This is a genomic window from Shewanella sp. MBTL60-112-B2 (genome assembly GCF_019655055.1).
GTDB lineage: Bacteria > Pseudomonadota > Gammaproteobacteria > Enterobacterales > Shewanellaceae > Shewanella.
Window position 1 is genome coordinate 63485 of sequence record NZ_BPFA01000003.1, and the last position, 15830, is coordinate 79314.

General features: G+C 44.1%; 15 protein-coding genes. 7 read left to right on the plus strand and 8 right to left on the minus strand.

What is annotated here, in order from left to right:
* The first annotated feature begins 34 nt into the window (after positions 1 to 34).
* Positions 35 to 550, plus strand: a complete 516-nt coding sequence (locus K5Q73_RS02685) for a DUF4124 domain-containing protein (RefSeq protein ID WP_220759066.1) — start codon at positions 35 to 37, stop codon at positions 548 to 550.
* A gap of 123 nt (positions 551 to 673) precedes the next feature.
* Positions 674 to 1000: a DUF4144 family protein gene (locus K5Q73_RS02690; RefSeq protein WP_220759065.1), complete on the plus strand. Its 327-nt coding sequence runs from the start codon at positions 674 to 676 to the stop codon at positions 998 to 1000.
* A gap of 88 nt (positions 1001 to 1088) precedes the next feature.
* Here K5Q73_RS02690 and K5Q73_RS02695 read toward each other — a convergent pair whose 3' ends face one another.
* The 5 genes from K5Q73_RS02695 to mpl form a co-directional block, all read right to left on the minus strand.
* On the minus strand, positions 1089 to 1859 hold the full coding sequence (locus K5Q73_RS02695; protein WP_220759192.1) for an ABC transporter permease: 771 nt from the start codon (positions 1857 to 1859) through the stop codon (positions 1089 to 1091).
* 2 nt (positions 1860 to 1861) lie between these two features.
* Positions 1862 to 2806, minus strand: a complete 945-nt coding sequence (locus K5Q73_RS02700; protein ID WP_220759064.1) for an ABC transporter ATP-binding protein — start codon at positions 2804 to 2806, stop codon at positions 1862 to 1864.
* A 140-nt stretch (positions 2807 to 2946) separates the two neighbouring features.
* On the minus strand, positions 2947 to 3480 hold the full coding sequence (gene hpt / locus K5Q73_RS02705; protein ID WP_220759063.1) for a hypoxanthine phosphoribosyltransferase: 534 nt from the start codon (positions 3478 to 3480) through the stop codon (positions 2947 to 2949).
* Positions 3481 to 3487: 7 nt separating this feature from the next.
* Positions 3488 to 4141: a flavin prenyltransferase UbiX gene (locus tag K5Q73_RS02710; RefSeq protein ID WP_220759062.1), complete on the minus strand. Its 654-nt coding sequence runs from the start codon at positions 4139 to 4141 to the stop codon at positions 3488 to 3490.
* 6 nt (positions 4142 to 4147) lie between these two features.
* Positions 4148 to 5533: a UDP-N-acetylmuramate:L-alanyl-gamma-D-glutamyl-meso-diaminopimelate ligase gene (mpl, locus tag K5Q73_RS02715; RefSeq protein WP_220759061.1), complete on the minus strand. Its 1386-nt coding sequence runs from the start codon at positions 5531 to 5533 to the stop codon at positions 4148 to 4150.
* 348 nt (positions 5534 to 5881) lie between these two features.
* Here mpl and K5Q73_RS02720 point away from each other — a divergent pair, with 348 nt between their 5' ends.
* The 3 genes from K5Q73_RS02720 to K5Q73_RS02730 all read left to right on the plus strand — a co-directional run bounded on the left by K5Q73_RS02720 (position 5882) and on the right by K5Q73_RS02730 (position 8841).
* Positions 5882 to 7198: an anaerobic C4-dicarboxylate transporter gene (locus tag K5Q73_RS02720; RefSeq protein WP_220759060.1), complete on the plus strand. Its 1317-nt coding sequence runs from the start codon at positions 5882 to 5884 to the stop codon at positions 7196 to 7198.
* Between the two features lie 133 nt (positions 7199 to 7331).
* Positions 7332 to 7973, plus strand: coding sequence for a 5,6-dimethylbenzimidazole synthase (gene bluB / locus K5Q73_RS02725; protein WP_220759059.1), 642 nt, complete (start codon positions 7332 to 7334; stop codon positions 7971 to 7973).
* A 157-nt stretch (positions 7974 to 8130) separates the two neighbouring features.
* The gene (locus K5Q73_RS02730; protein ID WP_220759058.1) at positions 8131 to 8841 is read left to right on the plus strand and encodes an oxidative stress defense protein; all 711 of its coding nucleotides are present in this window, start codon (positions 8131 to 8133) and stop codon (positions 8839 to 8841) included.
* Positions 8842 to 9002: 161 nt separating this feature from the next.
* Here the strand turns inward: K5Q73_RS02730 and K5Q73_RS02735 are convergent, their stop codons facing one another.
* The 3 genes from K5Q73_RS02735 to K5Q73_RS02745 form a co-directional block, all read right to left on the minus strand.
* Entirely contained in the window at positions 9003 to 10169 is a 1167-nt protein-coding gene (locus K5Q73_RS02735; RefSeq protein WP_220759057.1) for a porin, read from the minus strand.
* Positions 10170 to 10392: 223 nt separating this feature from the next.
* The gene (locus tag K5Q73_RS02740) at positions 10393 to 12282 is read right to left on the minus strand and encodes a tetratricopeptide repeat-containing diguanylate cyclase (protein WP_259650683.1); all 1890 of its coding nucleotides are present in this window, start codon (positions 12280 to 12282) and stop codon (positions 10393 to 10395) included.
* 398 nt (positions 12283 to 12680) lie between these two features.
* Complete coding sequence (locus K5Q73_RS02745; protein ID WP_220759190.1) at positions 12681 to 13205, minus strand: DUF3087 domain-containing protein; 525 nt, start codon at positions 13203 to 13205, stop codon at positions 12681 to 12683.
* A gap of 410 nt (positions 13206 to 13615) precedes the next feature.
* Here K5Q73_RS02745 and K5Q73_RS02750 point away from each other — a divergent pair, with 410 nt between their 5' ends.
* The gene (locus K5Q73_RS02750) at positions 13616 to 14968 is read left to right on the plus strand and encodes a Na+/H+ antiporter NhaC family protein (protein WP_220759056.1); all 1353 of its coding nucleotides are present in this window, start codon (positions 13616 to 13618) and stop codon (positions 14966 to 14968) included.
* A 138-nt stretch (positions 14969 to 15106) separates the two neighbouring features.
* Positions 15107 to 15820: a DUF998 domain-containing protein gene (locus K5Q73_RS02755; protein WP_220759055.1), complete on the plus strand. Its 714-nt coding sequence runs from the start codon at positions 15107 to 15109 to the stop codon at positions 15818 to 15820.
* Positions 15821 to 15830 lie beyond the last annotated feature (10 nt).

A 15830-nucleotide genomic window follows, 5' to 3' on the forward strand; every position in this document is an offset into this window, starting at 1 on the left:
ATCTACTAAACGGTCAATAAGGATAGTTAGCCGGATGGCGAAAGTTATTTTCACTCTTCTCTGCCTCGTTGTTGCAGGTTCTGCTCAGGCAAACAGTATTTTTAAGTGCATAAAAGACGACAAAATTGTCTTTAGTCAACAGTCATGCCCTGAAGAATTTCGCCAGCACAAAATTGAGTACCAGCTAGGGATCACCACAGAAACTGATTCAGATAAACGTATCAAGACCCAAGATCCGCTACAAGCTCTGCTTAACAAGAAAACCATCTCAAAGAAGCGTTTACTGCAGTTGCTAGATAGCGAAGTGTATCGGCTGCGCCAAGAAAATAGTTATTATGAAATCCTCAGAGCCAGTGAACTACAAAAGCTAGAGCGCGACCGCTACTGGCAGAAAAAAGCCCCTAGTGATCCTGAATATCAAGAATCTATCAAAGAGATGAATCTGCATTTTGACCAGCTAGTAAAGGTTAACTCTGGCACCATTGGCTTACTCAATGATAGAAAGCAGCAGATAGCAAATGAGACCACTGAGAATACTCAGTCCGATTAAAGTGATATCGACGCCTAGACCCTAGCCTTAGAGCTCCATTATAATGATGTTCGCCATACTGACAGATATCAATTTATGAGTTAGAGCTAGGCTAGAAAGCTGACTCAAGGAGAGCCGTTCCTGTTGAATACCCACTCGCTAACTTGGCCAATTTTGCTTAAACAGCCCCAGCAAGATGAGCTTCTTTATCTAGGTTCCACTGAGGAGCTTATCGAGCAGTTGAGTTTTCTTGGCCCCCTCAATGACCTAGTTATTATCGACAGTGAAGGCACTAGCTATCAGCTTGAATCTGACTCCCGGCTAAGCCTATGCTCACCTCAACTGCCTATTGCCACACTAATAGACTGGGTGCGTTTACACGCAAGCCAAGCAGGCCATTGCTGCACCAGTAAGTTAAGCGCCAACAATATTGCCCAGCTGTTTGAAATAGTCGATTTTATCGAGCAATAGTCAGCATCAGCAGACTCATCAGCGCCTTAAAATAAAAAAGCCAGCATGTTAACTGCTGGCTTTTCTTGATCTAGAGCTGTGCTACAACCTAACTTCTCAAACCTATACCGCGAGAGATCAGGTAGTAGGCAACGCTCCAAAGAGCGGCGCAGAAAGCCACCATGATGCCGATTGATAACGGTACACTCATGTCTGCATAGCCTAAGAAACCGTAACGGAATACGTTAATCATATACACGATAGGGTTTAATGCCGACACGCCTTGCCAAAACTCAGGCAAAAGCGATAGCGAGTAAAACACACCGCCTAAATAAGTCAGCGGCGTTAATACGAACGTCGGCACGATACTGATATCATCGTAGCTCTTAGCAAATACGGCATTGATTAAACCACCGAGGGAGAACAGTATCGCTGTCAGTAATACGGTTACCGCCACTAGCCCTAAATGATGAATGCTAATGTCGACAAAAAATAGCGCCACTAAGGTCACAATAGTACCGACACACAAACCACGGGCAACACCACCGCCAACATAACCGGCAATAATCACGTAATGTGGCACAGGCGCGACAATCAACTCTTCCAAGTTACGTTGAAACTTAGCACTGAAGAACGATGACACTACGTTAGAGTATGAGCTAGTGATCACCGCCATCATAATAAGGCCCGGTGCGATAAACTCCATATAGGACACGCCGCCCATATCACCAATGCGCTTACCCACCAAATTACCGAATATCAAAAAGTACAATGTCATACTAATTGCTGGCGGCACTAAAGTTTGCACCCAAATACGGGTAAAACGGTTTACTTCTTTGGTTAAAATGCTTTTAAAAGCTGTGAAATACAGCGCTTTCATGTTCATTTCACGTCTCCGCTATTTTTACCCTTCTCGACTAACTCAACAAATAGCTCCTCAAGACGGTTAGCCTTGTTGCGCATAGACAAGACTTGAACACCTTGCTCGTTAAGCTGTACAAAGACGCTGTTTAAGCCCTGCTCTTTAGCCACATCGACTTCTAATGTATGACTATCGAGTAAACGCGTTTGCACGCCAGTAAGCACTGGCACTTGAGTTAAGTCATCTTTTAAATCAAGTACGAAGGTTTCCATATTAAGACGGCTTAGTAACGACTTCATACTGGTGCACTCCACCAGCACACCTTTGTCGATAATACCGATATTACGGCACAGCATTTCTGCTTCTTCTAAATAGTGAGTGGTGAGAATAATCGTCACCCCCTCAGCATTGAGATCTGTTAGAAATGTCCACATCGAGCGACGCAGTTCAATATCCACACCCGCTGTCGGTTCATCCAAAATCAGTAGCTTTGGCTCATGCATCAATGCGCGAGCAATCATTAAGCGGCGCTTCATACCGCCTGAAAGCTCCCGAGCGGCGCTATTGCGCTTTTCCCACAAATCTAGCTGAGTTAAGTATTTTTCCGCCCTAGCCATCGCTACATCGCGCTTAACGCCATAGTAGCCAGCCTGATTAACCACAATTTGCAGTACCGTTTCAAATTGATTGAAATTGAACTCCTGCGGCACTAATCCAATACAAAGCTTTGCCAGCTCTAACTCGGTATCAATGTCATGTTCAAACACTGAAACGCTACCTGAAGTCTTTTGTACCAGTGAGCTAATCACGCCAATGGTGGTCGACTTGCCTGCTCCGTTTGGGCCTAAAAGTGCAAAAAAGTCACCTTTATTAACGGTTAAGCTAATCCCTTTTACTGCTTCTACCCCACCTTTATAGGTTTTTTGTAGGGAGTCGATAACGAGGGCTGCTTGTGAATTTGCCATGGTTATTCCAATCCATTTGAAAAGTAAATAAAAACTCCCGCATTTGCGGGAGTCGATAGTCTAATTACATTGCTAAGAATGGGCGAGTATAAGCTGGCTATAGCAGCGTAATACCCACACCCTACACTTAGTGCTGAAATTTAGTCTTCTAGTGGCACAACTTTAGCAATATACGGCAGATTACGATACTGCTCTGCATAGTCGATACCATAACCGACGATGAATTCGTCAGGGATAGTAAAGCCAATAAAATCGACAGGTACGTCAACTTCACGGCGTTCAGGCTTATCCAATAGCGTACAAAGTGCTAGGCTCTTTGGCTCACGCAGTAGCAGCATATCGCGTACCTTGTTCAAGGTATTGCCTGAATCGATAAGATCTTCCACGATCAACACATCACGACCCTGAATTTCAGACTGTACGTCTTTAAGAATTTTTACGTCGCGGCTGCTGCTCATTTCATTGCCATAGCTTGATACCGACATAAAGTCGATCTCAACATGACCTTTAATACGTCTACAAAGATCTGCCATAAAAACAACAGAACCTTTCAGTAAACCTACCATCAATAGGCGGTCGCTATCGGCATAATGTGCATTAATCTGCTCAGCCAAAATATCCAATTTTTGATTGATCTCTTCAGCAGTGATCATCACTTCAGTGGTGTGTTTCATAAAACTCTCAGTTGTCGAAATCGCTTACGTTATGCTTGTCATAACCCCAACGATTCGTTAGTGCATGGTTAACGCCCAAATGGTCAAGAATTCGAGCGACCATGAAGTCTACCAGATCTTCAACCGATTTGGGATTATGATAAAAGCCTGGTGCAGCAGGCATGATGGTCGCACCTAACTTAGAAAGCGACAACATATGTTCTAAGTGTATGGCGCTAAAAGGAGTTTCTCGCGGAACCAGGATTAATTGACCGCGCTCTTTTATTACAACATCGGCGGCTCTTTCGAGTAAATTATTACTCATACCCGTAGCAACTGCGGCTAAAGTGCCTGTACTACAAGGACAGATGACCATTTGTTTAGGCGCTGCCGAGCCCGAAGCCGGTGGTGAAAACCATTCCTCTTTGCCTAAAACAATCAGCTCACCAGCGACTTCACCGAATTGTGCCAGCAATTGCTCTTTGGCTTTATCGCTATTAGCGCTTAGCTGCAAACCTTGCTCGGTAGCCAACACCACACGAGCGGCAGAAGAGATCATCAGAAAAACCTGATAATCACTTTTTAATAAAATTTCAAGCAGCCTTAAGCCATAAGGGGCGCCGGAGGCACCGGTCCAAGCTAAACTAATCGACTTGTCTGCTTTACGATATTTAACACTCATGGTTAATCATTTACCTGTTTGATTGCGAAGCTTAGCAAGCAACTTTTGATGCAAACCACCAAAGCCACCATTACTCATTACAATAATAGTATCTGTGCTAGTTGCTTGGGCTGCGACCTTATCAACAATCTCGTCAATATCGAACAAGACCTCAACAGGAACCGAAGCTGAACTCATCGCTGCGCTAATATCCCAATCTATATTACCCGCTTGATACAGAAAAGCATTGCTCGCCAAGCTCAAAGAATTGGCTAAGGTGTCTTTGTGCACGCCGCTTTTCATGGTGTTAGAGCGAGGCTCTAAAATCACTGTCACCTTACCTTCGCCAACACGGGCGCGCATACCGCTAAGTGAAGTGGTAATCGCTGTTGGGTGATGAGCAAAATCATCATAGACCTCGATACCATTTACCGTATCAAGCAGCTCCATGCGGCGTTTTGGCGGTGCAAACTGCGTCAGTGCTGCTATGGCCGCTTCAGGCTTAACCCCCACATGGCGCGCTGCAGCTATCGCCATTACCGCATTTTCAATATTGTGCTGACCGATTAATTGCCAATCTAAAATACCTTGTGACTCACCGTCGAAGAATACTTCAAATTTGTGGCCATCCTCAGTCAAGTTCACCGCATACCAACCTTGCTGATTTGCCGATAGATGATAGGTTTCTTGCTCACTCCAGCAGCCCATGTCGATGACTTGCTGCACACTATTAGCATCAGCAGGCCAGATAATCTTACCTTCGCCCGGTACAGTACGAATGACATGATTAAACTGACGTTGAATCGCTTTTAAATCATCAAAAATATCAGCGTGGTCAAATTCTAAATTGTTAATCACTAACGTACGTGGCTGATAATGGACAAACTTAGAGCGCTTATCGAAAAACGCACTGTCGTATTCATCAGCTTCTACCACAAAGAAAGGTGAGCCGCCAAGACGCGCCGACACACCAAAGTTTTGCGGTACCCCACCGATTAAGAACCCTGGTTCATAACCACAATCTTCTAAAATCCATGCAAGCATGCTTGAAGTTGAGGTTTTACCATGAGTACCTGATACCGCTAACACCCAGCGCTGAGGTAAAATATGCTCAGCTAGAAACTGTGGGCCTGAGGTGTATTTGATGCCACGGTTTAATACCGCTTCAACACAAGGGTTACCACGGCTCATGGCATTGCCGATAACCACTAAATCTGGCGCATCGTCTTCATTGCTGCCAAGTTGTGATGGATCAAACCCTTGGATAAGCTCAATGCCTTGCTCTTCGAGTTGCGTGCTCATTGGCGGATAAACATTGGCATCGCTGCCGGTGACTTTGTGCCCTTCTGCTCTAGCCAATAATGCTAAGCCGCCCATGAAAGTGCCACAAATCCCTAAAATATGTACGTGCATGCCAGTCACTCTAGTGAATGAAAAATCTGACTCATTCTACCCAATTCCAAACTAGTTTGTTAGTTAACATCGCAGCGTTCTGTTGAGCTAGCCTGTGAGCGATAGTTACTGCAGCTCACCGAGCTTGATTAGACTTATTAAATTCAGCTTTTCCTATCTGTGTTCCACTTGGTTTAAGTTCACACTTTTCGCTAAAAATTTGACAAATAAACGCGCCCCATCACCTTGCAGCCTCCTCGCTATTTAAGCACTTAGTGACATACGGTATAACAGTGTCATCAAGGCTGTTGCTCGCAATCGCCACTGCACCACTATTCATTGTTTCGCCTGAACTATAAAGGAACCCCAATGTTCTTCGTCCATATGCTGTTGCTGTTAACTGTTATCTTTGTGGGGATCCGCCATGGTGGTGTGGCCTTTGGTCTACTCGGCGGTTTAGGCGTATCGATTCTCGCATTTGTGTTTGGCATTGCTCCGGGTAACCCGCCTATCAACGTGATGTTGATTATTCTAGCTGTGGTCGCGGCGTCTGCCACCCTTGAAGCGACTGGCGGCCTGAAATTACTGGTCCGCTACGCTGAAAAACTATTGCGTAAACACCCTAATCAAATCGTATTTCTCGGCCCACTTTGCACTTATTCGTTAACGGTATTAGTCGGTACAGGTCACTCGGTTTACCCACTATTGCCGGTTATCTATGATGTCGCCTACAAGAAAGGCATCCGCCCTGAGCGTCCTTTAGCCGTAGCGACTATTGCCTCTCAAATGGGCATTACTGCTAGCCCAATTGCTGCAGCGGCTGCGGTAGTGATTGCGACCTCAATGGAAAATAACTTAGATATCAGCCTAGTCGACGTACTTTTAGTGACTATTCCATCGACATTAATAGGTGTATTAGTGGCTGCCGCTTGGAGTCTTAATCGCGGTAAAGATCTCGATAAAGACCCAGAGTTTCAAGCTCGTATGCAAGATGAAGAGTTCAGAAACAGCCTGCTCGATAGTGAAGTTGAAACAAGTGATTCGAATCACAACGATAGCACCGCCAAGAAGGGCTTAAGCATCTTCCTACTGGGTATATTGTCAGTGATTGCACTAGCCATGTTTGGCGATAAACTGCTACCAGAAGGCGTAAAAATGTCGGTAGCCATTCAATTTATGATGCTATCGGTCGGCGCGATTATTCTACTCGCCACCAAGATTGACCCGAAGAAAATCGTTCACAGCAATGTGTTTATTGCTGGTATGACCGCGGTGATTATCATCTTTGGTATTGCCTGGCTCAGTGACACCATTATAGGGCATCACAAATCGTATTTAATCGAGTCTGTTAGCGATATCGTGCACGCCCACCCTTGGTCGTTTGCCATCGCTATGTTTACCGCCTCGGTATTCTTAAAAAGCCAAGCGGCAACCTTAACCATTATGCTGCCATTAGGCTTTTCTCTAGGTATTCCAGCACCAGTGCTTATCGGCGTGCTACCTGCCTGTTATGCGTATTTCTTCTTCCCGTTCTATCCAAGTGATTTAGCGGCGATTAGCTTTGACAGAACAGGCACCACCCATATTGGTAAATACATCGTCAATCATAGCTTTATCGTGCCCGGCTTTATCGGCGTAGTAACCGCTACCGTTATAGGCTATGCGATATCGATGATGATTAATTAGCTGTAAATAGCAAAAACAAACGCTATGCTAAAAGCGCTATTTGATACTGAGTATCAATGGCGCTTTTTTATTGCATTTTCACTGCTGTGTTAATTCCCCCTTTTCACAATAAACAGCCTTTTTCGAGACCACCATGAGCCATCAATTTACTACTGATAACAGCCAGCTACTAAGCGATATTATGCGTCTACGCCGTGATGTGCGTGGCAATCACTTTTTGCCTAAGCCAGTTGATAACAGCATCCTAGATAAGCTACTCGATGCAGCGCTTTATGCCCCTTCAGTTGGTTACTCACAGCCTTGGCAGTTTGTGGTGATCCGCTCAGAGAAAATCAAGCAGCAGGTGCAACAATCGTTTTTACAAGCTAATACCGCTGGCCAAGCGCTATTTACTGGTGACAAAAATGTCCAGTACAGCAAGCTCAAACTAGAAGGCATATTAGAGGCGCCAGTTAACCTTGCGGTGTTTTATCAAAACCCGTCCACTCCAGTGCTCGGGCAAACCAGCATGCCTGATATGGGCCGTTTTAGCGTGGTGTGCGCCATTCAAAACTTATGGCTGATGGCCCGCTCGCTTAACATTGGAGTTGGCTGGGTCAGTATTATTGACCCTAACGCAGTAAAGCAAATCTTAAATGCCCCAAAGGAAAGCGAGTTAATCGGCTATTTGTGTATTGGCTATGTGGATGAGTTTCTCGATGAGCCAGAACTAAAAACTGCGGGATGGGAACAACAAAAAGTCAAAAGCGAAGTAGTGTTTAATGAGAGCTTTTAACACATGTTTTAAATAGCTATTTTTAACAAACCTAATAACGACATTTTGGATAAAACGAAAATAATTTAAAAATAAAACCCTTTTTCAAAACTGCTGCGTTTATACCTAATAAGACAAGTCACTCATACTTGAATTAGTTATTATTTTTGGAGTCATTATGAAATCATCAATTATCGCGGCCCTTATCTCTGGCCTTATCGCTTCAACTAGCATGCTTGGCACGGCTCAAGCCGCAGATGTCGACTTTCCACATTTAAACACTGTCGGCACTAGCCAACTCAAAGTTACCGCCGACATGGCCGAGGTAAATGTTGAAGTGGTGATTAAAGCGAAAACGGCTAAAGATGCCAAACGTGAGTCTGATAAAGCGGTAGCTAACTTTTTAGCCCGTCTTGAGAAGGCTGGTATCGATAAAGCACTTATTCAAAGCGCCAATATCAATCTTCAACCTCAGTATCATTATCAGAAAGATAAACCAAATCAACTTATCGGCTATAGCGCTAACCGCCGCATCAAAGTCACGGTCATGGATCTTGCCAAGCTCAATAACATTCTTGATTCGGCGTTAGAACAAGGGATCAATCGCATCAATAATATCGCGCTTAAATCGAGCAAAGAAGCTGAGTATGTCGAGCAAGCTAGAATAGCGGCGATTAAAGATGCCCAGCAAAAAGCTAAAATGTTGGCACAAGGCTTTGGCGAAGAGCTAGATGGAGTATGGGAAATCAGCTATTTTGAGCAGCGTCCTATTCAGCCAGTGATGCTTAGAATGAACTCTGAAGCTAAAAGTTTCGATGCTGGTCAAAGTTACCAGCAAGGCCAAGTGATGATCCAAGATAGAGTCGAAGTGACCTATCGCTTAAAATAGGCTCTTAAAATAGGCTCTTAAAATAGGCTCTTAAAATAGGCTCTTAAAATAGGCTCTTAAAATAGGCTCTTAAAATAGGCTCTTAAAACAAGACCTTAAAATAGGCCAAATAAAAAGGCTTACCCCATAGGTAAGCCTTTCCTCTGTTCTGGTCTCAAACATTACAGGGTATAACGCACTCCTACTGCCACACCGTCATCTTCTGTCAGTGCTTGCCTAGCTTCTAGCCCAGGGGTTGAGCTAGAGAAGTCACTAAAGTCTACTCGCCCCTCTAGATAGAATATAACGCTGTTATCCCAAATATAATGTACTCCGGCAAAGGCGAATTGGCGCTTAAACACATCTCCGGGATGAGCTGCTTCGTACTTATCGCCCGCCTTTAAAATGTTATAAGATGCCAAAATCTTCACATTATTGTCGAATAGATAGGATGCGATTGACTCTAAGCCGACCGCCTCTTGTAAGAAACGACCTATGTTGTCTGTATCGTGATATTCGTTGGCGTTAACGTTTGCCGCAAGATAAAGCCCGAAGCTATCCCAGTTGCCCCAACTAGCTCCTACGCCATAGATATAGTCAGTTTCAGAAATCACCGTCCCTGAAGCCGTTGTTCCCTCAGGCTCACCAATGTTACCGCCAGCGGTCAAGGTCAGCATCTTGGTTGCTTCATAGGTTAGACCTATTCCGTAAGTATTATCATATTCTGTCATTACCAATCGGTTAGGACTATTGGAGCCATCATCTTCGACTTCTGAAACGCTATTTTTGAGCTGCATCTGAATCGCCATGCTAAAATCACCAAAGCGATTACGGTATTGGATGACCTTGTCACCTCGACCGACACCATTAATGGCACCGTCAGATTTATTATAGGTGTAAGTTCCCGATGCATTACCATCCCAAACAAAGCCATAGTTGGTGTTATACACCACGTCATACCAGGCTCCCCACTGCTTACCTATAGTGATAGAGCCATATGCGTCATGGCTGAGTCCCACATAACCAAGACGGTTATTTAGAAAGTCACCGCTTTTAGTTTCAAAGTTACTCTCACTGCTATAAGCGATAGTGCTGTTACCAAATGGATTGACGCCCCACTCCAACTTTGCATAGGTTGTCCAGTCATTTGACATATCCCGAGTAAAGGCGAAATTTATACGCGAGCTACCGTTAACGACCTCAGTCACACCTTGGGTATCGATGACACGGGCATCTACATACCCGCCGATCTGGAATACATTTTTATCATCCTTAAAAACATCTACGGCTGAACAAGTTGGCGCAATGGCCAATGCGGTAAAGGGCAATATTGCTAGCGCTTTTTTCATGGGATCTCCAACCTTAGTTATCAATTCATCATTCCATTAAGCGAGCAGCTTAGTAGCGTTCATAAGCTAACAAAATTCATCACTCGCTAAACAAAAAACATAGCAAACAAATGACTGAATACAAGTTTGAAACCGAGGAAAACAATAAAATGGGCAACTGCAAGCCCCAGTAGAGGCAAGCAAAAACCGCCTATTGCGATACTAGGCGGTGGGGGAATTAGACTTAAGCAAAATGCTCGATGAGATAGACTTTATTCTTACCTGAGAACTTAGCCTTATAGAGTCCTTTATCGGCCTGATTAACCAGTTCGGTTAACCGAGTTTTGGGGGGCCTTAATGCTGCGACACCAATACTTACAGTTAACTCGATAGCCACGTCATCGAATTTAAACGCTTGAGAAGCAATGCCTTCTCGCAAACGCTCAGAGATCAGGATAGCGTCAGCCTCAGTGACATCAGGCAGCACAATTAAAAATTCTTCGCCGCCAATTCTACCAATCAGATCGCACTCTCTAAGCCAGCGCTCTCCGCGCTTAGCAACGGCTTGAATCGCTAGATCGCCCACCTGATGACCGTGTTGATCGTTGATGGACTTAAAGTTATCGATATCAAAAATTATCACTGCCAAAGGATGTTGTTTTTTGATTGCCCTGTCGATCATTCGCTGACCTCGATTAAACACATGGGCGCGATTGGCTATACCCGTTAAGAAATCTGTTTGAGCACTGTGTTTAAAGGCTTTACGGGATTGCCATAAAAATAAAATAGTAATCAAAAGTACCGTCGCCACCAAGAAGAAAAGACTCACCCTTAAGTCATAGATCCGCTCTTTATCTGCCACGGCCGCTAGGCTCAACTCATTAATGGCCAACTTGTTCGCTAGCAGCTGATTCTCAAATTCAGCAAGAGCTGAGTTATGCTCTAATGCCGAGTCGATCACCTCATTATCTATGATCAGCTTATTGGTTTCCCGCTCCTTATCAATCACCTCAAATAAGGCGTTTATCGCGGATAAATATTGCTGCTGCTCTAGAGCAATGATGGCATCAGCCTTTAGCCTCATACTGCTCATATTCTGAGGGAAAGTGGTATCTTGTTTAAAAATGCGAGCCATGGCCGCCGCTTTTTCTACATCACCAGTACGTAAATACGCCTGAGCCAGAAACAAATAACTACTACTAATGAAATATTGTTCGCGGGTGGTCTCTTTTAGCGCGATGGCCTGCTCTAAGTATTCAATCGCACCGGCATAATTATGGGTGGCTAACTCAACTCGCCCCGCATTTAGGTTAGCGAAGAAACCAAAGTCGTTAAGTTTCTCCCCTTTAATCGCGAGTAAAAACTGCTGCTCAATATTTTTTCGCGCCTTATCCCAATCCCCCAACTTAACCGCTTCACTGATCATGTTATGCAGCATATTAAACATGTCTTGGGTATCGTCTATTTCACGCCAGTTTTGATAGGCTTTCTCAAAGTTCACATAGCCGCGCTTATGTAAACCTACCGTACGGTAGAGTGAACCGGTGGCATTAAAAATCATTGCCTTACGGTTATAGTTTGCTTTGTCCTCGGTATCGATTAACAGCATAGCCTCATCGAGCAGTGCAATACCTTGGTGCACATTGGTGACCTTATTAAAACAAAAAGCATTCTGAGTTAAGCTCTTAGCTAATAGCTCTCTATTGCTTTGCTTCCTCGCAAGCAGCAGCGCTTGCTCTCTATCGCGGCAATAAACTTCGGGATCGTTGGTCTGTAGGTAGCGTGTAAAAGAGCGCCCTAGATAACTCTCAATGAGTAGTTCAGAACCCATAAGTGGCTCAGCCTGCACAATTGCTCTGTCGTAGCTTGCAATCGACTGCTCAAGCTGGCGATTACGTGCGTATTGCTTGCCGTAGAGAAAATCTAACTTAGCTTTGTCGTACGCTGTAGAGCTAATAGGCTCTAGTTGGAATTTGTTGAGCAGTGCCAAGGCATCACTTGGAGATGAGTCAGAAAGCTGTTGCTCTAACTTAAGCAAGGGATCGGCTGCGTGTACCTGATGACTCATAGCAGAGGCAAAAATTGCCACCATAAAGAGCGTAATGATCTTTAGCCACTGTTTTGCAATGTACACCCGAAATCCAGTTTATTTACAATCGACACCAATAAGCTTAACACATTGAATTAACAGATTTACAGAGCTGATTTTCACAGATGATTCCATGGCGAATATGATTGAAGCCAACCAGAAAAAACCCAACTAAAGTGCTAGATTTTGTAGCAAAAATAGCGAAAAGCCACAAACTGTCGCCCAAATTAAAGCATAACAGGCTAGTCAGTAAAGCCTGCCTGTAAACCAGCATACTTGCCGCTACCGCTAATCCGCCCGCCTATAGCGGTGCAGCGCTTCGCCATATATTTAGCCACCACTCTGTTTGTTCAGCAATTGACTAAGGATATGTTATTGCATCTAAGTGAAATAGAAACAGTGCTAGCTAACAGAGTTAAATAGCACTATTACGTGGCGGGAGCTTATATCTCATCAAGCATTTTCGGCTCAAATTGCTCAGCCGAAGCCGTTAAACCCAGCGCCGCGACTTTGTCATTTAGCTGCGCCAGATCTTGCTCCACCGTCGATATCGTGAGTGTGTTGTTATCCAGAGTGTAGACCTGCTTAAGGCTGGCAAAGTAGAAGCTCAAGATAATAAACGCATTGAGCTCTTCATTATCTGCAGCTAGCTTTATCTTGGCCAGTTTACGGTAGATCTGGTTATGCAGCTGCTTTAAGCGCCACACATAATACACCTCGCGCATATATGGCTTATGCTTTTGACTGTTCAATACCGCGCTACACACCGCCAGAGCAAGCACGACACCGATAACATTGAGGTGAAAGTTACCGGTTGATTCACCACTAACACTTACTGGCGCACCAAAGAAGTGAATTAAGATTGTGCCAAAGACCAGTGCCAAAATAGCCAGGCTAGCCACAAAGCCCATGATCACCCTATTGGTATTCTGCCTATAGGTCGCTTTATCAATATCCATCAATTGCATGCTAACTCTCTTTCTTATCAAGTCGGTATTTATTCGGGTTACTTTTATGGTTTGCTCGGCAACAAGCGCCAATGGGCTCAAGCTTACCACTTATCGATAAACCCGAGATGAAATATCAGCAGTACAACCACTCGAATTGATTTGTATTTCGCACTTATATCTTGGCAACTTAAGCTAAACCTTAAATAGTGACTACTAAGCCAACCGAGTTCACAGTTTTTGGTAAACTCCAGATTAGCAGTAAAAACATCTAGACGTCTAAATTGACAGACGTCTTTCAATCTCATATCCTCTCAACTATTGAGATGTACCATTCTATGATTTAGCGGCAGCTAATAAGTAGTTTGTTCCAGCTAGGAGGGCGATGGGAACAATGGTTCAAAGACTGATTGAAGATAAGAGAGATAACATTGACAACTTCCAGTAATGCCCCAGAAGCCCAAAGCGCAGCCGCTACTACGGCGCCATCATTTTTAGCCCTAACGCCGCTATTTCTATTTCTAGCCCTATTTATTGGTGCAGGCGTTTACTTTCAAAGCCAAGGTGTAGACTTTGCCTTTTATCAATTACCAAGCGTAGTGGCGATTCTACCCGCCATTATCTTTGCAATTTTGATTTCAAAGCAAAAGCTTAACCAATCAATAGAAACCTTTTTAAACGGTATTGGCCACTCAAATATCATCGCTATGTGTATGATTTATTTGTTAGCCGGTGCCTTTGCTGCCGTAGCAAAAGCGACAGGTGGTGTTGATGCTACCGTTGCACTAGGCTTATCGTTAGTGCCTTCAAACCTATTGCTACCGGGCTTTTTCGTGATAGCCGCCTTTATTGCAACCGCAATGGGTACCTCAATGGGTACGATTGCCGCAGTCGCGCCAATTGCACTGGGTGTAGCTAACGAAGCACAAATCGACTTGGCCATTATGGCGGGCGCAGTGATATCAGGTGCACTATTTGGTGATAACTTATCGATTATCTCTGATACCACCATTGCCGCAACTCGTACTCAAGGCTGTGAGATGAAAGACAAGTTCAGAGAAAACCTGATCTTCGCCATCCCAGCATCAATCATTACCTTAGTGATTTTCACTTTAGCAGGCCAAGGCCAAGCTGATGTAGCAGCGCAAGAGATCGACTTTGTTAAAGTGATTCCTTACCTAACCATTTTGTTCTTGGCAGTTGCTGGTCTTAACGTATTCGTAGTGCTAACCATAGGTATATTATTGGCGGGTATTACCGGCATCGCCACCATGGATTACGGCGTGATCCAATTCGGTAAAGACATCTATGCCGGTTTTGGTAGCATGCAAGAAATCTTTATCCTGTCTATGCTAGTCGGTGGTTTAGCGGCGCTAATGCAGCAGCAAGGTGGTCTAGCATTTGTTAGCCAGCAGATTGAAAAACTGATTACACGTTTTTCTAAAGCCAAAGGCGAAGCATCATGCCGCGCATCAGAACTTGGCATGGCTGGTATTGTTGCGGCAACTAACACCTGTGTGGCAAACAACACGGTATCGATTGTAGTTACTGGTGACATTGCAAAAGATCTTGCCCAAAAGCACGGCGTCACGCCAAAGCGTGCAGCCAGCATATTAGATATTTTCTCTTGTATCATTCAGGGTCTTATTCCATACGGCGCCCAGGCACTACTAGTGGCTTCAACTTTTAGCCTATCGCCATTAGATGTTGTCACTCACGCTTGGTACTGCATGATTTTAGCGGTTGTAGCCGTTGCGATAGTCATCTTCCGTAAGCGTAAGTAGCTCGTAAACAGTTAGCCCATTTAATACTTTTTTGGTATAAAAGTGAGTTCTAACTAAGCGCATTCTATAATCAAGGAGTACATCTATATGTACTCCTTTTTTTTGGGAAAATTAACCATAACAGGGATAGAAGCCAACATGGACGATAAATTGCGGGAACAATCAATGCAGTATGATCTGCACCGCTTAGTGGTAATGTTGATTTTTCTCGGGGCCATCATAGCTGCAATAGGTGTGTCTATATCTGTCTGGTTTGAATATCAAAAGATAGGCTTTGACGTTATAAACAAGCGAGCAGACTTGCTCGGTGATTACACTTACACCCGCTACGCCTACATTTACAACATGTCTCTGATGGTAGCCGGATTATGCATCCTGCTATCCATGATTACTTTATTCTTATTAAAATTAGGCAATTTTAGCCATTACTTATCATGCATAGGGATTTGGGTCGGCGCTTGCGTGGTGCTAATGGGAATATTCCCTATAAACTATTTAGACACTCACCGTCTGGTATCAACCTGCTTCTTAGTGGGTACCGTTGTGATGTATTTTCTTTGTATCACCGATAAGTTTAATCATCATTCAGCCTGTAGCTGGCCTGTATTTTTTATTAGCGTTTTAGGCTTTATTACATCATCGGCACTGGTTTTTCAGTTAAACTGGCATACCTTGGACTTTGACCCATGCGACAAACATTTTCCCCAGGCTAATTACTGCTGGGTGGCAATTACTCTCTGGGCACAAACCAATATTGTGATGCTCTGGTGCCTTGCTCATGCTTGGAGCATACGCCAAATGGCTATCAATAATTATCGTGAACTCACACAGCAATATTTAGCTAAAGAATAATTATCCCAAA